Origin of the sequence: Desulfosporosinus hippei DSM 8344 (genome assembly GCF_900100785.1) — a bacterium.
Lineage (GTDB): Bacteria > Bacillota > Desulfitobacteriia > Desulfitobacteriales > Desulfitobacteriaceae > Desulfosporosinus > Desulfosporosinus hippei.
In genome coordinates this window covers 122,579-143,662 of the sequence record NZ_FNCP01000011.1, presented here as the reverse complement: position 1 = coordinate 143,662, position 21,084 = coordinate 122,579, and the positions used below count along the sequence as shown (strand labels likewise).

Sequence of the window (21,084 nt, the reverse complement as noted above, 5' to 3'; positions counted from 1 at the left end):
TTAAGTTAGTTACAACCCCTTTTTTCTTATTAATCCAAAGCAAGCTCAGGTATCTGATTAGCCTTGGAAATATGTGGTCATTTGTGGTACAACTTGCTTCTTACGGGAAAGAACGCCCGGTAGAGGAACGCTTCCATTGACAATCTCTTTGCCGAAGGCTTTAGCTACTTCTTCAGGGTTGTCCCCTTTAACAATCAGCTCTGTGTAGTCAGTTAAAATATCTGTAACCATTAAGCAAAGATATTTCATATCATTAGCTACACGATGTGCTTCAATAGCAGCTGTTAGGTTAGCACGAACATCTTCGAAGCCGTCCATACCCATTAAGCTGACTTGTCCAACACCGATTTTGTGAGCTCCCATGGTGAAAGCTTTGAGGTCTTCCTCAATCATGCTTTGTGGAGTACGCTCTGCAATGTTGGAGGAAGCTTTGAACATATCAATACCAAAGGTCTTAGGATCAACTTCAGCGATAGCAGCTAATTCAGCAGCGATTGCTTTATCTTCCTCTGTGCAGGTAGGGGATTTGAAGATTACAGTGTCAGAAAGAATAGCAGCAAGTAAGATTCCAGCGATTGGTTTTTCTAAGACTACCCCTTGCTCTTTGTAAGCTTTAGCCACGATGGAACATGTTGAGCCAACGGGCTCGATGCGAATATGGATAGGATCTGCAGTTTGCAGACCACCGATTTTGTGATGGTCAATAACTTCGATAAGTTTAGCTTGTTCAGCGCCAGCGACTGCTTGGCCCCACTCGTTGTGGTCAACGAGAACTAATTTTTGACCAGCTTCAACGGACTCCAATACTTGAGGAACAGCAACACCATAGAAGTTGAGAACATACTCAGTCTCTTTATTGAGTTTTCCAGCTGAGCAAGGAACAACATCGGCAGTCCCTGTGAGCTCTTTTAAACGAGCTAAAGCAATTGCAGAGCAAACTGAATCAGTATCCGGGCTTTTGTGTCCAACAATAAAAATCTTATCTGACATAATTACACCTAAACCTTTCTTCTCTTAAATTTTTTTGAACAGCACAGTGAATATAGAAAATTAGCTGACGGCTTTTCACCAAGGAATTTTACAGTTTTGTTAAATTCGCATACTCAGCTATTAATTTCTTAATTCCACTGTCAAAAACAATTGTAAGTTCTGCCTGATTTCCTTCTCCTTTAATGGAGACAATAATACCTCGACCAAACTTCGCGTGTTCCACTTTATCTCCTATATGATGCGCCTCACCCCCTTCAATGACCAGCTTACTCCCAAAATCCTTTTCCCACGACCCTGATCCCAATGGGATCTTGCGATCCAACATTCTCTCCCGTCGATCTGCTGATTTGGCGGGAGTTGTCAGACGACGTTTTGGCGGATCAAGTGGGTCTATATCCGTCATTAAATCCGACGGTATCTCCATCAAAAAGCGAGAAGGCTGATTATACTGCGTCTTGCCATAAAGCATCCGCATTTCCGTATTACACAGGTAAAGTTTTTCCCTCGCTCGGGTGATGGCGACATAACAAAGGCGGCGTTCTTCCTCTAAGACAGTGGGTTCCATCAGGGAACGGCTGCTGGGAAAAATCCCATCTTCCATCCCAACCACAAAAACCACCGGGAATTCTAACCCTTTAGCACTATGCATTGTCATCAGAGCCACGGCTTCTTCAGCTTGATCCAATTCATCGATATCTGCTACTAAAGAAACCTCTTCTAAAAACCCGCTCAAAGGAGGGATATTCTCTTGCTCAATTCCATCATTCAAGTCATTTTGGGCAGCTTGAGCTGCTTTAGCATCATACTCTGAAGTAACGGAAAGAAACTCCATAAGGTTCTGCAGGCGAGTCTCTGCTTCCGGAGTGTTTTCTGCCTCTAAGATCCCCTTATAACCGGTCTTGTTCAAAATTTCTTCTACCAGATCCGAGACACTGGCCTCCCGGGCAAAGCTGACCAGGTTCTGCATTAAATGGGCAAAAGCGATTAAGGGTTTCTTGGCTCGTGCTGTTAACTCAGGAATATATTCAGCCTCTAATATTGCATCTAAGACAGGCATTTCTTGCTCGTTGGCGTATTCTAAAATCTTTTGCAAAGTGGTGTCTCCCAGGCCACGTTTAGGCACATTCAAAACCCGGGAAAAGCTCACCTGATCTGCCGGATTATACAGCACTCGCAAATAGGCTAGGATATCCTTGATCTCCAGGCGCTGATAGAACTTTAACCCCGAAAAAACTCGATAAGGGGTAGCGGCTTTCATTAAAAGGTCTTCCAAAGCTCGTGATTGAGCATTGGTACGATAAAGAATGGCAAAATCATTGTAGGGACGTCCCTCTAACTCGTGCATCCGTTGAATGCGATTCACCACGTAACTGGCCTCATCTCGCTCATCAGACCCTACATAACACACTACTGCTTGCCCCTGTGTGTTTTCCGTCCAAAGGGATTTTTCTTTGCGGGATTCATTATTTTGCACCACGGCATTAGCTGCATTAAGAATGTTCTGGGTGGAGCGATAATTTTGTTCCAGTTTGATAACTTTGGCTTCAGGATAATCCCGCTCAAAGTCCAGGATATTTTTAACATCCGCACCTCTCCATAGATAGATCGATTGATCATCATCGCCCACCACACAGAGATTGCGGTACTCACTGGCTAAGAGCTTAATCAGCATATACTGCGCATGGTTGGTGTCTTGATACTCATCCACCATGATATAGCGGAATTTATCTTGATAATACCTAAAGACCTGATCGCTCTGCTGAAAGAGCTGTACTGTGAGCATGATAATATCATCAAAATCAAGAGCATTATTACTCTTAAGTCGCTTCTGATAAGAACGATAAATATCTACAACTTTTTGTTCAAAATAACTGGCTGCCTTATAGGAAAACTCTTCCGGATCCTGGAGCTTGTTCTTGGCATCACTAATCACTGCAGCCACACTGCGTACCGGGAATTTCTTTTCATCATAATCGTGCTCTTTTAAGCAAGCTTTAATTACGGATTGTTGATCCCCTGTATCATAGATGACAAAATTCCGGTTATACCCCGGCAAATTATCAATCTCACGTCTAAGAATACGAACACAGGCCGAGTGGAATGTGGTAACCCAAAGTCCGTAGCCCTCACTGCCCAGCAAGGTGCTCACTCGTTCCCGCATCTCTTTGGCTGCTTTATTCGTAAAGGTAATCGCTAAAATCTCACCTGGTTCTACCCCTTGAGCAATTAAATGGGCAATTCTATAGGTAAGCACGCGGGTTTTTCCCGAACCAGCCCCCGCTAGAATTAGAAGCGGCCCTTCTTTATGCTCAGCAGCCTCCCGCTGTACTGGGTTTAAATCTTCTAAACGGTACAGACCACTTCACCTCACTTCTTGTACTTATTATAACATACTGTATTGCCTGTTTTACTAACAGTCATGTTCAATTTGAGATATCACAATAATTATTTACAATAGCAAAAGTTAAGAAACCCCAGAAACAAACTAAAATTAGAGCTGATTTCCTTTCAATTACAAACGATCATCCCCCATATTAGGCTCGACGGCTCTAAAAAATTGTCCCCACCCTCTAAATAGGTGCTGAAATATCCGCAAAAGCCCATAAAGCCAGCCAAGAAAATAGGTTAATAGGAGCTAAGGGCTTAAGCACCTCTAAAATTATAACATATCAACATAAATAAGGTTAATGGAGAGTCTTTTCCATTAACCTCGTAAATTTTGCCAAGCTGCCGATTCTTATTCATCTTTGCAATTTTTTCAGATAAAAGGATAAAACTTCTCAGACAGAATGAAGGTGGTTGGATTATGCTGGTGATTTCGGCTGTAACCCGGCTTTTACAAATCGGGGTTGTCCAAAAAACGAATGCGCATTCGTTTTTCGGACAAGTAGTCTGTCAAACTCGCTTACCTGTTTTGGATACACGGTCCATTGCCCCCTCACAGGAACAAAGATAATTGAGTTCTTAACTAAAGATTGCCCTGAGTTGCTTAGAGCAGCCCAGGGCAATCTCATTTCTATCATTAATTCATTAATTCCCTGACTTTTTAATCAATACCCTTTTCCCTAAAGGGGTTTGGCTGTCGCCGCAGCGTCTTACCTGCCGGATCGCTTCCGCTCTGACCCCTCACAGTGAGGTTAGCCGAATAGAGATAGATGTAGTTCGGAACTTACATTAGGGTTGTCCGAGAAACGAATGCGCATTCGTTTCTCGGACAAGCCGTCTGTCAAACTCGCTTACCTGTCTTGTCCACTAATTTCTTACTATATATCATCTGCCCTCAGACTCTCTTCTTTTTAAGATTGATAAGACTTATTCAATTTGGAATAAATTACTTATCCGATAAAAAAAGGAATCTCCTATAAAAAACGAATTGTATAAGGTCTCGACAAATTCCTCACATTTTTATAACAAAATTCTCACAAATAGAAGAAGGATGGTGCTTCGGCCCACTTCCTCGGTCAAAACCGAGAGACTTTATTCATCAAGGAGGAGACGTCTTGGGTAGACAAAGAACAAAATTAATCTCCGGCATCCTGTCATTGTGCATGCTTTCCTTAGGAATCGCCCCACAACTGACGCTTGCGGCCGCAGCTAAGGCAGGTTTAACCAACGTTTCTAAGACAGAACAAGCCATCAGCGAAAAAAAGCTTAACAAAAATGCAACGAAAGTTCGGGAACTCACCGAGAAGCGGGACAAGTACACCAAACACTATCTAAACAGTGATGGCAGCTTTACTGCCGAAACCTCGAAGAGCAGCAGACATTATCTGGATGCCAAGGGAAAATGGCAGGATATCTCCAATAAAGTGGTTCCCTGCTAAGGCGGGCTTTGCCGCCCAAAACGAGGCCAACGGATTTCAGACTCAATTCGCCGATCATTCTGCCTCGGACATCCTTGTCAAGGTTATTCTGGATGCGAACCACGAGATTGCCTGGAAGATGGATAAAGTTCAGAAGGTTGATGTCGTTAAAACCGACACTTCAGTTACCTACCCCAACTTGCTTCCGTCTACAGATTTAGAGTACCTTCCTTATTCCGATGGACTCAAGGAAAATATTATCCTCAAAGACAAGGCAGCCCCCAATTCCTTTAAATTCATCCTGGAAACTAAAGGCTTAAAGCCCCAAGCCCTGGAAGATGGCAGTATCGCCTTACAGGATGAAACCACCGGAGAGACCCAGTTAACCTTACCTCCAGCCTATATGATCGACCAAAAACAGCAAATCAGTAATGCAGCAAAAGTAACTCTTACTCCTTCTGAAAAACCAAATCAGTATGTCCTGGATATCGTGGCTGATCTAACCTGGTTAAATGATCCTGAGCGATCCTTTCCCATCATTGTGGATCCGATTATTTCCAACGAAAACATTACAGCCGATGTGGGAGCCAACGGAATTGATACCTATATAGCATCCAACAGCTCTTACAAATATTACAACAGCCCTTATATGACCACGGGCTGGGATACCCAACTTGGTGCAACCCGCTCGTTGATCAAATTTCCTCTCCCCGGCCTTCCGACGGGTGCTATCGTTACAGACAGTATCTTCTCTCTTTACAAATATACAACGACCAGTGAAGCTCAGGACCTGGCTGCCTTTAGAATCAAAACTGCCTGGAATCCCCTAGAGATAACTTGGAGTAATAAACCTGACGTTGATCAAGATAACGAAGAAACCAGAGCCTCACTCATTACCGTTCCTGGCAGCCACATAGGCTGGGTTAACTTTAACGTCTGGTCTATCGTCAAAGGCTGGTATAATGGCGGTTTGAGCAACAACGGCTTCATGGTTGCTCATAACCAGGAAGGCAATCCCTTATTCTTCTATCGCACAAGCAATTACGGAACCAATCAGCCCTTTCTCTCCATCACCTATATCACCGACCAAACGGGGTTAAACCCTTACTGGAGTTATGCCAACACACCCGTCGGTTCCGCCAACACGGATAACGGAAATTTCATCAGCTCTGTGGTAGATTTCTCCCTGCCGGGCCGAGGAATTCCCAACAGCGTTACGAGAACCTATAACAGCCGGGGAGCTCTTGAGGGAATTTTCGGCAAAAAATGTTTTCCAACTTAGATATGCAGCTCGTGGATAAACCCTGGGGAAAGGTGCTCCTGGATTCAGCCGGGACGGAACGTCCTTTCATGCTCAAAAGCGACGGACAAACCTATGCCGCCCCGGATAATTACCCGGTTCAGCTCTATAAGAACCCTGACGGAACCTTCTCTCTTCAGGAGATCAATGAAAGCGGCGGTTATCAGGCCGAGCTCCCCAGTGTTGTCTTTGCCGTGGATGGCAAGGTGATTCGCCTTCTGGACGGCAAAGGAAATACCACGAGTATTACCCGAGCCGGGGACAAAATCCGCTTAACCGATGCTTCCGGCCGGGTGGTGGAATTAACCCTTGTTAACGGTACCGTGGCTTCTTTGAAAGACCATACCGGTCAGGTAAAGATAACCTACAATTATACGGGCGGTTACCTGACCCAAGTCACTTATAAAGATGCCGTCTATGGTGATTCCAACCTTAAGTACAGCTGGGACAAGGGTCAACTGCGGTTCATGATGGATAAAAATGGCACACCCTATTATCTGACTTATGATAACCTCAACCGCATTGCCAGTGTCGGAGAAATCAATCTGCTGGGCAACCCCAGCTTTGAAGCAGGCTACGGCAGTAATCTCGACTCTTGGGAAGAAAAGGTTGATTACGATTATGGAAGTATCACCGAAGACTCCACAAACGCCACAATGGGTAAAGGCAGTGTGCACATCCAAAGCAGTCCAACAGTTTACCCAGGGTCTAGCCAGAGCTTTCTCTATGTGCAACAAACAATTCCGATTAAACCCTCTACAGCCTACAACCTAAGCGCTCAGCTGAAAACCGGTGCTCTTAACGGCAGAGCCTTTCTCAACACTGTACAGACGGATGTTAACGGTACCATTCTGGATTCCACCTGGAAGGATACACGGTCCATTGCTCTCACAGGAACGAAGGACTGGACAAAACAATCCCTAAGTGTGACCACCCAAGCCAATGCGGCTTACCTGAGGGTCTACATGCAAGCGGACCATGACAGCACCCATTTTGGCGGAGATGCCTATTTCGACGAGGCCCAACTGGTCGAAGGAGCAGCCGCAGCCGAGTTCCATGGTCATACAGAGATCGGCTTCGGCGGGGATGGCTGGGTTACCTCTCCCCTGGGGGATGTCACTCAATATGTGCACAATAATTATGGCAACCCCATAGCCGTGATCAACGATCCAGGCGGTGTTAATTCAGCCACCCGCATGACCTGGAATGCCGCAGACCAGCTAACAAGTCTCACCACACCCTTAGGAAACACCTACAACTATAAGTATGATGCCTTTGGGAATATGACCAAGGCCACAGAGCCTACAACAGATCCTAACGGGAGAGAAACCAGCTATGATTACTATAGAAATCGCCTGAAAACAATAACTCAAGCAGACGGCAAAAACGTTCAGAACGCCTGGGATCCGGTAAGGCTAGACAATCAAACCCAAACCGACCAGGCCGGCAACTCCAAAGCCTACACCTATAGTGCCGGAAACCTGACGATGGAATCTAATCTGCTGGGGATAGCGGATAACCGAATTTACAACAGTGGGTTTAACGAAGTGGACAGCAACAGCCAGCCCTTGGAATGGGCCCGTGTGGCACCAGCAGACAGCATTAATCTCAGCGAGGAGGATCCGAACGCCCCTTACGGCGGAAGCCGAGTCTTAAAGCTCAATTCGGGAACAAACCACAATACCTACCAGTGGACAGGCTTTATCAGTGTCGCCGACAAAGCCAAGGGTAGCTATATCCTCAGCGGGGATATTAAAGCCACGCTGGCGAGTGGTACGTCTTCAGGGGCTGTCGTCTATATCTACTGGTACGATGCCTCTCAACAGCCCACCCAAAATCCAAGCTCCAACCTGTATATTCAGGTCAATGACCCAAACCAAAGCGACAAGTGGAATCACTATACGGCGACAGATATTCAACCGCCAGCTAATGCAGTCTATGCCCGGATCATGGCCATCACTTATCAAGGAGCCACCGGTTACTTCGACAACCTCCAGTTTGAACAAAGCCCGCAGATCCGAGGGTATAACTCTCTGCAAAACTCCTCCTTTGTCAACGGACTTTCCAAATGGGTTCGCTCCAGCAGCTATGCAGACGTCATATCAGAAGTGGGAACCATCAGTCTCCCCTCCACCGGCAGCAGCTACCTGGAATCTCAAACCCTGATCCCCGTTAAACAAGGGCAAGACTATACCCTAAGCGGAAATCTCAGCACCGATCCCTTGACCGCCGCTTCTGGCAATGGTGCTTCCCTGCAGGTTCTTATCTACAATCAAGCCGGGACTTATGTTCAAACTTTTAAATCCAAAGTTATTTATGAAAAATCAGACCTGGCCAAGTATGTTGTACCCTTTAACTCTCCCGTCAACGGAACCGCCAAAGTCCGCTTAGACGTGACCAGCGCTCAAGGGGTTGCTAAGTTTGACAATATTCGCTTCGGGTATGGTCGGGAAGTGGTTACCTCAAACTATGATTCCTCGAATAATTATGTTGTCAACACCACCAATCAGCTCAATAAAACAGTCAGCTATGGGAGGAACGACGCCTATGGACAAGCCACCTCCGTCACTTCCCCAAGCGGAGAAGTCATCCGCTACGCCTATGACGGCCAGGAGCGCTTGCGCACCGTTACGGACAACGCCGACAACTTAACCACCTACGGCCTGGATGCCAACGGCAACGTCTTAAGTGTCAACACCAAAGCTCCCTCAGGTACGATCTACAATCAAAGTTCCTTCGTCTATGATGACAAGAACAATCTCAAGGCTGAGAAGAATGCCGCCAACGCCATTGTCAGCAGTTATGCCTACGATGCCAATGGCCGGCTCACTCAAAAAACCAATGCCGGCGGCAGCACCGTCAGCTTAGACTACGATCCCTTAGGTTTGCTTAAGTCTCTCAAATTATCCGATAAGGAAACCTATGGCTTCAGCTATGACCTAGAAGGTCGGCGCAAGCAGGCAACGGCTTCTAAAACACTCACTGGCCAAACCCTTTATACTTTCGACTATGATTACGATAAGGTAGGAAATCTGATCAGCTCCATCGAAAAGGGGACCGACGGCGCTTTTGTTGGAAGTATCAAGGAACCTTCACCGGGAGGAATGTATTCTAAGACGGATCAACTCCTGGGCTTTAACCTTAAGTATCTATCCAATCCAGACGTCCTCTACGCCTTTGTCTATTCCCCCAACAAGTTGGTGGAAAAAGTCTCGGCAGCGGGCAAAGACACTCTCTTTAAGTACGATGAGGGCAGCAAGCTGAAGTTGCAGACCAATCCCAATGGTGTGGAGGATCGATTCGATTATAATGAAGGAAATCAGCTGATTGTTACCTCTACCTTCAAACCCGGCAATGACTATAACACAAGAATTTCGAGCACCTATAAATATGATGACGATGGCCGGCTCATAGAAATCAAGGGCCAAGGCCCGGGCAGTCCAACAGCAAAGTATGTTTACAATGCCGGAACTGAAAAGCTTAACCGCTTAACCCAAGCCGAGATCACGGATGCTGGAACCCAGTACACTTTGGATTACAGCTATGATCCGGCGGGAAACCTCAAATCCATGGAGCTGCCCAGCGGGCAGACAAATACCTTTGCTTATGATGGGGATAATAAGATCAGTTCTCTCAACGGGTCGGCGAGTAATGTGAGTTATGATGCCAACGGGAATCTGACCAAACTGACAGTTAACGGCAAAACCCAGCAATATGTCTATGATGAGGCTAACCGTTTAACCAGCGTGAAAAACGGAGCAGGTACTGTCATTGCTAGTTACACTTATGATGGGGATGGCCAGCGTCTCACGAAAACCGTGGGATCGGAGACCATAACTTATCATTATTTTAATGGTCAGCTGATGTACGAGACCACCAATCAGTATGCTAATAAAATTACCGCCCGCTATACCCGAACTCCGGAAGGAAAACTGCTCTCAATCTATATTTATCGTCCCGTTGGAGACTATTACAACTACTATTACTACCATTACAATGCCCATGGGGATGTTGTGGCGGTGACGGATTCCAATGGAGCTGTGTACAGACAGTATGCTTACGATCCTTATGGGAATGTTATCAGTGTGAGGGATGGGGGTCCAAACGGCGGAAACACAGTTGACATCAACAATGACCCAGGGTTCAACAATGCCTACACTTATGCGGGATATCGGTATGATCAGGAAACCGGGTTGTATTTCCTGAATGCCAGGTACTACAATGCAGGAATTGGCAGGTTTTTGACGAAGGATACGTTTAAAGGCAGAGCTAATGATCCCCAAAGTATAAATCGATATGCTTATGCTCATGGGAATCCCGTTAGTTTTGTTGATCCTACGGGTCATGATGTAGGAGCGCCTGGGATGGATTTGGGGGTTTATACTGAGTATCAAAAACAGGGTCTCCACCCGACAGGAAGTTACTCTACACCAATGCCTGCGCCTGTTTCCTTTGACCAGAAATCAGGAATGACACAAGTGCATTCTACCTCTGATGACACTAAACAAGTAATTAATAATACTTTGTTATTAATCAATCGCGGGGCCACTGTCGCTAGTATTGGAGCGAGCACAGCAGGTATAGTTGGTGTAGCCATTGGATCAGCAACCTTAATATCAACGGCCGGTATTATTATTCCGGTCGCTGCAATAGTTGGTGTAGCTACCACCTTGGGAATGATGTTAATCGGAGATCAGGTTCATGGTACCTGGGGTAATCTAGCAATAAGTTTAACTGGATTTCTTTCGGTACCGATTCTTGGGGGAGCGTCCCATCTAATAGGGACCGAATTATACAATGCAGCTATGGCCACAGGTTTTGCGTTTAATATACCGCTAAGTGCAGTTACTGCAAGCTGGAATTGAAGGAGATTACTATGCTTCTAAAGATCTTGCCCTATTTTTTATTTGGCATTACAGCATTTTTGACCATATCATCATATGTATTTCTAAGTCGATTCACTCAAATCACTAAGGACAAAATTGTTGGAATAACGGTTGCTTTGAGCTCAATACCATGTTGTTTAGCCGTATTGGTTATGGTGTTTAAAGTAAACTCGCAGCCCGACTGGCCTTGGGTAATTATTGCTATTTTACCTTTGATCGCTTATTATTTTGTTCCTATATGGTATAAAAGGGTTATCATACCACAACTTGAACTTATCGAAACTAAAAACAGAAATAAAAAAACGAAAAAATGATTGTAAATCTCAACTATAAGCTATAATTTCCTGCTGTTGTATCCGAGAAGACGGAATAGGGTTAAAATACGCCTTTCTCTATTCCCCCAACAAGTTGGTGGATGGGGTTCAGCTTAATGAATACAAAGTTTGCAGGCAGGTTATACCCTGGAATTTTTGCAGGCCCAATAATTCCCCATTTTTAAGTGGAGGTTAACTGATTTGTTTAAAAAAGTAAAAATTAGTACTATTGGATATATATTTTTTGGTCTAGGTCTATTATATTTTAGTATTGTTACTTTAATTGGATGAGAAAAAGCTTTAAAAATTGAGCCGGAATTGAGAAACCAATTAAACATGATTACCCCTTTATCTGGAGCAAAACAATATGATTCGTCTTCTGTTATAAAGGATGGCTTAGTTAGTCTTAATGGGTTTTATGAAAGTACTGTTCCATTTAGCGAAGCATACAAGCATTATAATAAGGAGTTAGAGAAAAACGGTTGGAAATTCCACATGAAGCAAGAAGAGAAAGATGGAACTGTGTCTTATTATTTCAAACAGGGAGACTTTTTGGCCACAATTACTTTTCTTGATAACTATCATTTCCTGTTTAACCTTAGATGGGCGATGTTAGGCGTCTAAATAAAATAATCATTAAAAGTTATGCCGTGCTAGGGTGAAAATGACCTTAAAGATCTTCTAGTATACACGAAAAGGGGACGTGCTAACTTTGGAACTAACGTTCTCTTCGCCAGTATTAATATGATAGAGTGCAACGATAAAAACACAAAAAATGAAAGATGGCAGCCATCGCTCACTGAAGGTCGCCATCTTTCTCAAATTATGGGCGATGTAGTGTAGCCCCCATTCCTTTGTTCGACAGTACATGATGTTAGAGCCCCTGGGATGGATTTAAGAGAAATTGTGTCGGGAACACTCATCCGTTCTATGACATAAGCTAGTAGAAGAACACTTTGTAGATAGACTGACCGGATCTTTTCCGGCTATTTTGACAACTGTCTGTAACAATAGGGTTATCCTGAAGGGGGAAGAGAGTAAGGGACCTTACGTCTGCTTGAGACGAATCGATTACCATCACCATAACTTTGATAGTCAAAATGAAGCCCAAACCCAAGGATCAAAGCAACTGCGATAGGACCAATCCCTGTTTCGCTCTTAACTTGCCTAACCCCTTCCGCTACCTGCTCCTCATAGGGAGGTTGATCCAATAGAAATAGCTATAACCCGCCTCTTACACATCATGGTTGTCCGAAAAACGAATGCGCATTCGTTTTTCGGACAACCCCATCTGCCCAACCCGCTTACCTTCTTGCCACTAACAGCTTACTATATATCCGCCCCTCAGACTCTTTTAAAATCCAGTCCTTTCAAAAACTCTTTCTGAAATTCCTTTCTAGTAGACAGTTCCACATGCTCCCCTCGCTTAGCCAGTGATTCTGCCCTTGAGCATTCTTCAACCGACAGTAAAGCCATTTTCGCCCCATCTCCTGCCGCATTCCCAATGGACATAATCCGCTCGATAGGCAAGGACGGCAGCAAACCAATCTCCACTGCACTTTCCTTTCTAATATAATTGCCAAAGGCTCCGGCCAGCAGGATTCTGTCAATCTCCTGCAAATTAATCCCCATCTCCAGACTGAGAATCCTAATCCCTGCCATAATTGCCCCTTTAGCCAGCTGCATTTCCCGAATATCTTTTTGCGAAAGGATTATATCTTCTCCGGTCTCCGAATCCATTCCCCAGACCAGCACAAACTCGCTGGCTCGCTCAGCCTTGCGTAAGCGTTGGCGCAGCAAAGGGGGCAGCTTCTCAAGTTGGGCGGATTCAGCGGCAAACCGTCCTGTAGGCCCGATAACCCCCGCCCTATGCAGTTCGGCAATAGCATCGATCAGACCGGAGCCGCATATTCCTCGCGGCTTGCCCCCTCCGATAATTTCTAGTTCAACATCCTCACCTAAGCGCACACCTTCGATAGCTCCCTCGGCGGCACGCATCCCATACTTTATCTCTGCACCTTCGAAAGCCGGCCCGGCGGCAGCCGAACAAGTAAGAATTCTCCCCTTTCCCGACAGGACTATTTCACCATTCGTCCCAATATCAACAATTAAGCTGATACCTGGCAAACGATCTGCCCCTGCGGCTAACATTACACCCACTGTATCCGAGCCTACATACCCGGCCACATTGGGCAGGACGCTTACTCTGCCGGTGGCTAAAATATCTAATCCCAGCTCATCCGCTTGAACGTCTACCGTATCTCTAAAGACTGGGATAAAGGGAGCCGGAGCCAAATACGTGGGGTCAATTCCCAGAAACAAGTGGGCCATGGTAGTATTGCCTACCACCATAGCCTGATATATTTCTTCTTTAGCTATCCCGCTTTCTTGGCACAGCTTCCTAATCAGTGAATTGAGAGCTTCGATAACTTTTTCTTGCAGCTCTCCCAATTGATTCTTTCCGCTGGCTGCATGGGTAATCCGGGAAATCACATCCGCACCATAGACTTGCTGAGGATTGGTCACTGCCCCGCTGTTGACTAGCGCTCCTGAAATCAGATCCATTAGGTAGGCGACTACCGTCGTCGTTCCCACATCTATGGCTACTCCGTAGCAGCGCCTTGAAGTATTACCCGGCTCTACAGCTAGGAGTCTTTCTCCAGCCAACACAGCAGTAACCTGATAATCACTCTCTCTTAACAGTCTGGGCAGGGAAGCCGCCACTCTCCGATTAAACTTAATTCCCTGGTTCGGCAAAGCTGCAACAAGTCTCTGCCAATCCGGTGTCTGATCCTCGACACTGGGCTTCGCCATTTGCAAGAAAACTTTCTCAACTCCTGGAGCCGGTTTTATCTTAAGCTCGGCAGCAAAGTCAGTTTTTCGTTGGTTAGCAGCCTGCTCTGCTTGAACTCTTATGGTCATATCCTCTGTGATGAGCTGTTGGCAAGCCAATACCCAGCCCTCGGCCAACTCTGCAGCACTTAGGAACTTCTTTTTATTTTCTGAAAGTTTAATTTCGGTTACATGTGTAGGTGTTGCCGACGAAATTTGCACTTTACATTTACCACAGGTTCCCTTACCTCCGCAAGTGCTGACAACTTGCACCCCCGCGGAGATGGCAGCTTGCAGAATTGATGTCCCTTTGGAGATTTGGGTAACTTTTTCTGACGGCAAGAAAGTGACCTTGATCATCGTTAACACCCTCCTTTGGCTATTGAATAACCTTCTGAACATAGGCTTTCTTAGAAATCCCCTGCCACATTATTAAACTTAGCAAAGCAAACAACACATACATTAGTCCCATAACCCGAACTCGATCAGCCCAATCCAAGGAAATAAGGATCATGCCTATGCTGCCAAAGATTGTAAAAGCAAAAGACATTAGGGATACCACTGCCCCGGTGTCTCCCTTTTGCTGCTCGAGCATCAAATTGGCACTTGGTGGGCGAGTAATACTGCCCATAAAAGTCGCAGGGATTAAGGACAAGGCAAACAGCCAAGGACTGTTTACACCAACGGTGCTAATTAATCCCCCACTGATACAGGCGACGACATAGCTGACTGTAATCAGTTTAACGGGTTTAATAAACCTGGTGCTTCTCATATAAAGCAAAGGACCAACCACCATGAAAAAGGCATTCGCTGCAAAAAAATAGCTGTAGACCTGCTCACTTAAACCGAATTGATTCACATAAATATAGGACGAAGATGAAATAAAGGACATCATTGGAATGGCCATCAAGGAAAAAGTCAGTAAAAGGGACATGAATCCAGGGTTCTTGGCTACGACTCCCAATCTGCCTAAGGATTCAAGAATACTTGCCGTAGAACGCTGAGCAATAGTTTCTTCCATGGCAATCACGGCAAGGGTAATTAACAGACCAATCAAGGCCAAGACAACAAATACTCCTCGCCATGAAGTAACCTTTAAAATCAATGCTCCGATAACCGGTGCCACAATTGGGGCAACCATGGTCATAGAGGTAACTAAGGCCAACACGGATACCCGTTTTTGCCCGGAATAACTGTCCTTTACAATAGCTTGGGCCACTGCTGTTGCCGCTCCGCTGGCAATTGCCTGAACAATTCGAAACCCGATTAATTGATACACATCGCCGGATAAGGCACAAAGAAAACTTGCTGCTGTATAAAGAATAAGCCCTACCAGCAAGATCCGTTTCCGGCCGTACTTATCACTGAGAGGCCCCCAGAACAAAGAGCCTGCCGCATAGAAAATAAAGAATAATATCAGCGTGAGATTAATCAAACTCGGGGCTGCCTGAAAATTTTCTGCCATTCTGGGCAAGGCCGGCAGATAAAGATCCGTTGATAAGGGTATGAAGGCACTTAAGAAAGTGATTAAGACGATTAGTCCTTTTTGACCTAAGTATTTTTGTGTTATTGGCTTAGCTGCAGCCTGTTCAAAGTTGGTATTCATTGTGTATGCTCCTTCTCAAGACATTTGTTTAAGTTTACATCTCAAGGCGCTTAAAAGAAAGTCCATTTTAATCACCTTGACAAGTTTGCCACAATAACGAGGGTAGAGGCCTATTAAGGCCTCTATCATCATTGAGTTCAATTTTCAGCTGCTATTACCCTCACTTATATAGGGAGGGAGGTTTCAAGTACATCAGGTGGGATGATCTCCCCCCTGATGCCTTAAACTCTATCCATCTGAACGAGCTTAGTTAAGTGAAATCAGATTATTATTCTAGGCACTAAAGATTTCGTCGGCAATCTTAACCCCATCTGTAGCGGCCTGAGCGCTGTAATCCGCTCCCACATGAGCTTTCACCAGGTCATCAATATAATTTCCGCCAATCAGAACCTTAGTGTCTAAACCAGCTGCCCGGATAGCATCGATGGTTTCCTTTATGGATTCCTGGCAGCCGGTTAAAAGAACACTCATTCCCACTAAGGGGGCGTTATATTCCTTAATGGCTTCAATGAATTTGTCTTTAGAAACGTCAACGCCTAAGTCAATAACGTTATAACCCGATCCTTTAAGAAGCATTACCGCAATGTTCTTCCCTAAATCATGGATATCCCCTTTGACGGTACCGATAACAATGTTTCCTTTGTACTCCGCGTTACTTCCGATGAGCAGTGGTTCCAGGACAATCATGGAATCCTGCATGATCTCACCGCACATGATCAGCTCACCCAAGAAATACTCACCTGTTTCAAAGCGACTCCCAGCTTCCGCCATTCCCATTTGCAGCGAATTAACTATTTCCAAGGGGGCAACTCCGCTAGCTAAGCGTTCCTTAACCAATCCTGCTACCTGCTCTTCTTCTAAATCCGCTATCGCGATTGATAAAGCATCTGTCAGCATAATAAATCCCCACTCCTTTTTTGATCATCTTTCTAAAGCATAAACCTTAAGGATGAGTTAATCAGCTAATCTATTTCAAAACACTCTCTGGATCCTAGCGCTGTGCCCAAAACCAAATAAAATTATAGGCAAAGTCATCAAGCTTTTCCCATTCTTTTTTAACAATTGCTTCATTACCGGGGAACTCACCGATCTCCTCCAGCTTAACTTCCCAAGGAACACAAACACCCGGATCTGGATTTAATAATTTATCTTTATCAGCCATTGATTACCCCTCCTATCCAATTAATAAGCGCCGTATTCTCGGGCAGCTTCAATCATGGCAATGACGTTTTCTTGCTTAGCATCCCCCATGACAACTCCACCCGCATCCAAGATAAAACCGCCATCACAGGCTAATTCATCGATTGTTCTCTTGATATGCTCTTTAACCTTCGCCGGAGTGCCATAAGTTAAGAGGGTTGTTGGCACACCCCCTTGCAGACAGAATCTGCCGCCGAGGATTGCTTTGGCTTTTTTAGGATCAGTCGTATCAATCTGAAAAATAATACTCTTATCCGGCAATTCGGCAATTTTCTCCAGATAGGGAGTCCAATCCCCTTCCGCATAGAACAACATTCTCTTACCACGGGCCCAGAGGCCTTCGATGGTCGCTTTTAAGGATGGCCAGTAGAAATTATTCCATTGATTGGGATTAAGAAAGGGATAAGCCCCCCGATGCAGCGGTGCAAAACAAGGGAAACGAGTGTCTGCTCCGGCACCCGCCAAGCCGCAATTCACATTATGGGGAGTAATAGCTTCACAAGCAGCCAGCACCTTCTCAGGTCGTCGGCGCAGATCTAAGAGCACCCCTTTCATTCCTCTTAAAGCATCCCCCAAGGTGTCAAAGGGAGCTTTAGTGAAGCCGGTTCCTTGTCCGACAATCCCATGATCCATAGTCCATTTTCCATAGGCCTGAGCCATAATTCCACCTTGCATGGCAAAAGCTGCCGCTCCTTTGATTAAGGCTACAGTGGATCGATAAGAGCCGGGATTCTCTAACTCAGTGCTTATATTCGGCAAATAATGATTAACCAGCCATTCCGTTGGGCTGGCGATAAACTCATCGTAATCCTCTGGCTTCATATATTCTTGCTCATTAAACTGAAACGTAGAGTTTTCTTCCACTCCGATACCGGGAAATTTATAAAGTTTAGAACCCATAGCATCAAACATCGGTGGCCACCATAAGGAAGGGCCGCCCTTAAAGATATCAAAATCCAGTCCGGGCAGCATCTCACTTACAATGCTGTTACTCTTATCGAGATCATAGTAAATTTCCTGGAGTGTAGTACCGGTGTATTTGGCTATCCATTCGCCGACTCCGAAAGCAACAGGAACCATATCCGGCTTTCCGCAATCCATAGCCGTCATGTAGCGCTCTAACCTCTTTTGATAAAGCATTTGCTTTTCACTCATCCTGATTTACCCCTCCTACCTTCTCATTATTTACTTATCCCAACAGCATAAACCCGTAAGAATCTTTAGTCTTCTAACAGTTCACTACGAAATGCTTTTAAAAATTTCTTGCCAAAACGATCTTTACCCAGCAGAAAATCATTGGTGATAACCGAGCTCATGATTTTCTTATCCAAAGGATCGAGGATAGCTGCATCCATATCGAAAGCCATGCAAAGAGTTAGGAAATGTCGATTAATCACCTTCCTTTTCGGGGAATTGAATGAAATATTACTTAGTCCTGAGACTGTCTTAACCTTTAAGACTCTCTTGATGTCCTCCAGACACTGAAAAAACATTTTAGCATTATTATGACTGACTGCCTGAGGAAGTACCAGGGGATCAATATAAAGCTTTTCTAAATCATAGTTATGCTTAGTCAATACCTCAACCAGTCTCTCAGAAAGAACCATTCTTTCTTCCGCTGTTTTGGGTATCCCATCATCATCCAGGGTTAAGCCCACAACAGGACATTGATATTCAAGGACTAGGGGCAGTACTTCCTCAATCCGATTCTTTTCCAAGGAAATCGAGTTGATTAAAACCTTGCTCTTATCTCCCTTGACAGTTTCCAATCCCTTCTTAATAACCGGAGCAGAGGTACTGTCAAGACACAAAGGGGTACCCGTTACATCCTGGACAGTTCGTACAAGCCACTCCATGTTGACAATTTCGTCCCCTTGCGCTGTGTTTAAATCTAAGTAGTCAGCCCCTGCAGCCACTTGTCTGAGAGCTAAATCCTGGATAGCTGCCACATCTTTGTCATTGATAAGCTGACGAACACTTGGAATAGCGCTATTCAACTTTTCTCCAATAATCAACATCTTGCTTCAACCCTCCCTACAATCAGTTTCTTACTACTTATAAATCAGTTATATAATATCAAAGAATGCATGATAGCTTGTTCCGAACTCCTAATTCTCCTTGACTAATAGTTATGTTCTCAACCTCCTTAGTTCAAAGTAAATTAGATATTCGTACAGATGTCTATACAAATTATATATTAAATTTTTTTAGATATTATTACCTTATATAAATGTATAGACAGCCATATTTTCTAAATATTATCACAACATTTTTTGGGATTCAATACGGAATTTTGCAAATATTTAGGCCAGTCTCAGAACTCTGAGACTGAACCTTCTTCCACTCCTAGGATTTCGCGGTAAATTCTTAAGGCTTCCGTTACATCGTTGGCATAGAAATCTGCGCCGGTAAATTCTTTAACTTCCTGATTAACAGGATACCCTCCCACGACAACCTTCACCTTATCTCGCATGCCGGCTTCATCTAAAAGGTCAACAACTCTTTTAATAGAACTGACGCAAAAGGAGATCAAGACACTGATTCCCAAAATCGAGGCGTTAGTTTCGTTAACTGCTTGAATAAATCGCTCAGGTTTTACATCCACACCTAAATCATGAACTTTATACCCCGATGACCTCAATAAGTAAATAATTATATTTTTCCCAAGATCGTGAATATCACCTTCGATAGTTCCCATTACAATGGACGGCCCCTGAACTGTGTTATTGGTAGGGATATAGGGTTCTAAAACACGCATAACCCCTTTAAGTATTTCTTCCGACATAATCAGATCCGAAAGGTAATAATGACTGTCACTATATTTTTCTCCGACAATTTCTACTCCCCGACGACAAGTTTCAATGATTTCCACCGATGAATAACCGGCTTTAATCCTTTCTTCCACCAGCAGCAGGGTCTTTTCTTCATCTAAATCCGCCATAGCTATTTGTAGTTCGTCTTCCAACCTAAGAGCCCCCCAATTAGCTTAATCTTTTTTATACCAGCCATCATAGCTTGTCAATTTATATCGATCTCCTCGATAAACTGCCTTACTCCAACCCACCGGTTTTAGGTCTGGGTCATAGATCGTCTGCTCTACTAAAAAAACAGGCGAGTTAGGCGCGATACCCAGGATTGCAGCTTCTTCTTCAGTACAAACCGCCACTTGCAGAACTTTTTTAGCGCTCATCGGCACATATTCCGTATGTGTCGCTATTAAACCCGGCAGACTCGGATCTTTAAGCTCAGATTCCAGAATAGGCCTGCTCTTAGAGTAGATGGTATATTTCACTTCATAGGAAAGACGTTCATCCTCTGCGGAAAAAACTGTGCGAAAATACAAAAACCGCTTGGATTCTTCCCCCACCTGAAACCTTTCCCTAAGTTCCTTATCTGCGCGAATGATTTTCGCTTCCAAGAGAGTGCTCTTGCAGTTTAAACCACGCTCTTTAATTTCTTGGTTAAAGTCATTCAGTTCGAAAACAATATTGTCTAATTTAGGTGTTGCTACAAAAGTACCTCGGCCTTGCTGGGCATAGACCATACCTGCTGACACCAATTCGGCAATAGCTCTGCGAACCGTCATTCTGCTAATCTCGAAGCGCAAAGAAATTTCATGCTCCGTCGGCAAAGACTCGCCGGGTTTGAGATCCCCCTTGCGTATTTGCTCCTCAATTAACTTAAATAGTTGATAGTATATCGGTATCACCGAACTCTTATCTATCTTTTCTGCTTGAATCACCAAAAACACCTATTCCTAACTGTAATTGTCTATACATCTCAAACTTTGGCTAATTCTAGCATGCCAATATTTGTCTGTCAATAAGGATTATTCTGCAAGTAAACTGATTCAGCTAAAGCTGAACATCAAGACTCTTAATACAAGTTCGGTGAGATAAGTCTTCAGTGAAGACATATGCCGAAGGCGTGCGCAGAGCTACTTGACGAATACCCTAGCGCCCTAGGATGGATTCTCCCTCCTTCGCCGCCAAGTGGTCTTATTGGGAAGGAGGCTCGGCGAAACCCTCCAATGGAGGCTTTCGTCACTGCAGCAGAATAATGAACACCCCATATAGAAGTGGTGTCGGAAATGATAAAACAGATGTACTCAAATGAATACATCTGTTATCAAGTGAACTCCTTCAGCTTAAGC

General features: G+C 44.6%; 17 protein-coding genes. 7 read left to right on the top strand and 10 right to left on the bottom strand.

Features of this window, described 5'->3' with window-relative positions; all coding sequences use genetic code 11:
* Positions 1-57: 57 nt before the first annotated feature.
* Both BLS16_RS11420 and pcrA read right to left on the bottom strand, forming a co-directional pair.
* Complete coding sequence (locus tag BLS16_RS11420; protein ID WP_092333310.1) at positions 58-990, bottom strand: manganese-dependent inorganic pyrophosphatase; 933 nt, start codon at positions 988-990, stop codon at positions 58-60.
* Between the two features lie 88 nt (positions 991-1,078).
* Positions 1,079-3,346 (bottom strand): DNA helicase PcrA, encoded by a 2,268-nt coding sequence (pcrA, locus tag BLS16_RS11415; RefSeq protein WP_092333308.1) that lies wholly within the window; start codon positions 3,344-3,346, stop codon positions 1,079-1,081.
* A gap of 450 nt (positions 3,347-3,796) precedes the next feature.
* Here pcrA and BLS16_RS23600 point away from each other — a divergent pair, with 450 nt between their 5' ends.
* The 6 genes from BLS16_RS23600 (at position 3,797) to BLS16_RS11390 (ending at position 11,917) form a co-directional block, all read left to right on the top strand.
* Positions 3,797-3,946: a hypothetical protein gene (locus BLS16_RS23600; RefSeq protein WP_176786135.1), complete on the top strand. Its 150-nt coding sequence runs from the start codon at positions 3,797-3,799 to the stop codon at positions 3,944-3,946.
* A 544-nt stretch (positions 3,947-4,490) separates the two neighbouring features.
* A complete protein-coding gene (locus tag BLS16_RS11410) occupies positions 4,491-4,814 on the top strand; it encodes a hypothetical protein (protein ID WP_092333306.1) in 324 nt (107 codons plus the stop codon).
* On the top strand, positions 4,765-6,075 hold the full coding sequence (locus tag BLS16_RS11405) for a DNRLRE domain-containing protein (RefSeq protein WP_092333304.1): 1,311 nt from the start codon (positions 4,765-4,767) through the stop codon (positions 6,073-6,075). Before BLS16_RS11410 ends, BLS16_RS11405 begins: the two co-directional genes overlap by 50 nt.
* The gene (locus BLS16_RS11400) at positions 6,060-10,958 is read left to right on the top strand and encodes an RHS repeat-associated core domain-containing protein (protein WP_092333302.1); all 4,899 of its coding nucleotides are present in this window, start codon (positions 6,060-6,062) and stop codon (positions 10,956-10,958) included. The genes BLS16_RS11405 and BLS16_RS11400 overlap by 16 nt, the downstream gene beginning before the upstream one ends.
* Before the next feature lie 11 nt (positions 10,959-10,969).
* The gene (locus tag BLS16_RS11395) at positions 10,970-11,293 is read left to right on the top strand and encodes a hypothetical protein (RefSeq protein ID WP_092333300.1); all 324 of its coding nucleotides are present in this window, start codon (positions 10,970-10,972) and stop codon (positions 11,291-11,293) included.
* 318 nt (positions 11,294-11,611) lie between these two features.
* The gene (locus BLS16_RS11390) at positions 11,612-11,917 is read left to right on the top strand and encodes a hypothetical protein (RefSeq protein WP_207649746.1); all 306 of its coding nucleotides are present in this window, start codon (positions 11,612-11,614) and stop codon (positions 11,915-11,917) included.
* 720 nt (positions 11,918-12,637) lie between these two features.
* On the opposite strand, the gene BLS16_RS11380 is transcribed toward BLS16_RS11390, so the two are convergent.
* The 8 genes from BLS16_RS11380 to BLS16_RS11350 form a co-directional block, all read right to left on the bottom strand.
* On the bottom strand, positions 12,638-14,485 hold the full coding sequence (locus tag BLS16_RS11380) for an ASKHA domain-containing protein (RefSeq protein ID WP_092333294.1): 1,848 nt from the start codon (positions 14,483-14,485) through the stop codon (positions 12,638-12,640).
* A gap of 19 nt (positions 14,486-14,504) precedes the next feature.
* Positions 14,505-15,731, bottom strand: a complete 1,227-nt coding sequence (locus BLS16_RS11375; RefSeq protein WP_092333292.1) for a multidrug effflux MFS transporter — start codon at positions 15,729-15,731, stop codon at positions 14,505-14,507.
* A gap of 273 nt (positions 15,732-16,004) precedes the next feature.
* On the bottom strand, positions 16,005-16,628 hold the full coding sequence (locus BLS16_RS11370) for a cobalamin B12-binding domain-containing protein (protein WP_092333290.1): 624 nt from the start codon (positions 16,626-16,628) through the stop codon (positions 16,005-16,007).
* A 94-nt stretch (positions 16,629-16,722) separates the two neighbouring features.
* Complete coding sequence (locus BLS16_RS23595; protein ID WP_014903846.1) at positions 16,723-16,893, bottom strand: hypothetical protein; 171 nt, start codon at positions 16,891-16,893, stop codon at positions 16,723-16,725.
* 20 nt (positions 16,894-16,913) lie between these two features.
* Entirely contained in the window at positions 16,914-18,086 is a 1,173-nt protein-coding gene (locus tag BLS16_RS11365; protein WP_092333288.1) for a uroporphyrinogen decarboxylase family protein, read from the bottom strand.
* A gap of 65 nt (positions 18,087-18,151) precedes the next feature.
* Positions 18,152-18,949: a dihydropteroate synthase gene (locus BLS16_RS11360; RefSeq protein ID WP_092333286.1), complete on the bottom strand. Its 798-nt coding sequence runs from the start codon at positions 18,947-18,949 to the stop codon at positions 18,152-18,154.
* A gap of 296 nt (positions 18,950-19,245) precedes the next feature.
* Positions 19,246-19,896 carry a cobalamin B12-binding domain-containing protein gene (locus tag BLS16_RS11355; RefSeq protein ID WP_092333284.1) on the bottom strand — a complete coding sequence of 217 codons (651 nt, stop codon included), beginning with the start codon at positions 19,894-19,896 and terminating at the stop codon, positions 19,246-19,248.
* 21 nt (positions 19,897-19,917) lie between these two features.
* Positions 19,918-20,673, bottom strand: coding sequence for a GntR family transcriptional regulator (locus tag BLS16_RS11350; RefSeq protein WP_092333329.1), 756 nt, complete (start codon positions 20,671-20,673; stop codon positions 19,918-19,920).
* 174 nt (positions 20,674-20,847) lie between these two features.
* Between BLS16_RS11350 and BLS16_RS23995 the strand changes: the two genes are divergently transcribed.
* Positions 20,848-20,991 (top strand): hypothetical protein, encoded by a 144-nt coding sequence (locus BLS16_RS23995; RefSeq protein ID WP_207649745.1) that lies wholly within the window; start codon positions 20,848-20,850, stop codon positions 20,989-20,991.
* The last annotated feature ends 93 nt before the right edge of the window (positions 20,992-21,084 follow it).

Excerpts from the sequence above, each read along its gene's own strand:
- BLS16_RS11365 (WP_092333288.1), bottom strand. The coding sequence starts at position 18,086 with ATGAGTGAAAAGCAAATGCTTTATCAAAAGAGGTTAGAGCGCTACATG.
- BLS16_RS11375 (WP_092333292.1), bottom strand. The coding sequence starts at position 15,731 with ATGAATACCAACTTTGAACAGGCTGCAGCTAAGCCAATAACACAAAAA.
- BLS16_RS11395 (WP_092333300.1), top strand. The coding sequence starts at position 10,970 with ATGCTTCTAAAGATCTTGCCCTATTTTTTATTTGGCATTACAGCATTT.
- BLS16_RS23995 (WP_207649745.1), top strand. The coding sequence starts at position 20,848 with ATGCCGAAGGCGTGCGCAGAGCTACTTGACGAATACCCTAGCGCCCTA.
- BLS16_RS23595 (WP_014903846.1), bottom strand. The coding sequence starts at position 16,893 with ATGGCTGATAAAGATAAATTATTAAATCCAGATCCGGGTGTTTGTGTT.
- BLS16_RS11420 (WP_092333310.1), bottom strand. The coding sequence starts at position 990 with ATGTCAGATAAGATTTTTATTGTTGGACACAAAAGCCCGGATACTGAT.
- BLS16_RS11405 (WP_092333304.1), top strand. The coding sequence starts at position 4,765 with ATGCCAAGGGAAAATGGCAGGATATCTCCAATAAAGTGGTTCCCTGCT.
- BLS16_RS23600 (WP_176786135.1), top strand. The coding sequence starts at position 3,797 with ATGCTGGTGATTTCGGCTGTAACCCGGCTTTTACAAATCGGGGTTGTC.
- BLS16_RS11380 (WP_092333294.1), bottom strand. The coding sequence starts at position 14,485 with ATGATCAAGGTCACTTTCTTGCCGTCAGAAAAAGTTACCCAAATCTCC.
- BLS16_RS11360 (WP_092333286.1), bottom strand. The coding sequence starts at position 18,949 with ATGTTGATTATTGGAGAAAAGTTGAATAGCGCTATTCCAAGTGTTCGT.
- BLS16_RS11370 (WP_092333290.1), bottom strand. The coding sequence starts at position 16,628 with ATGCTGACAGATGCTTTATCAATCGCGATAGCGGATTTAGAAGAAGAG.
- BLS16_RS11400 (WP_092333302.1), top strand. The coding sequence starts at position 6,060 with ATGTTTTCCAACTTAGATATGCAGCTCGTGGATAAACCCTGGGGAAAG.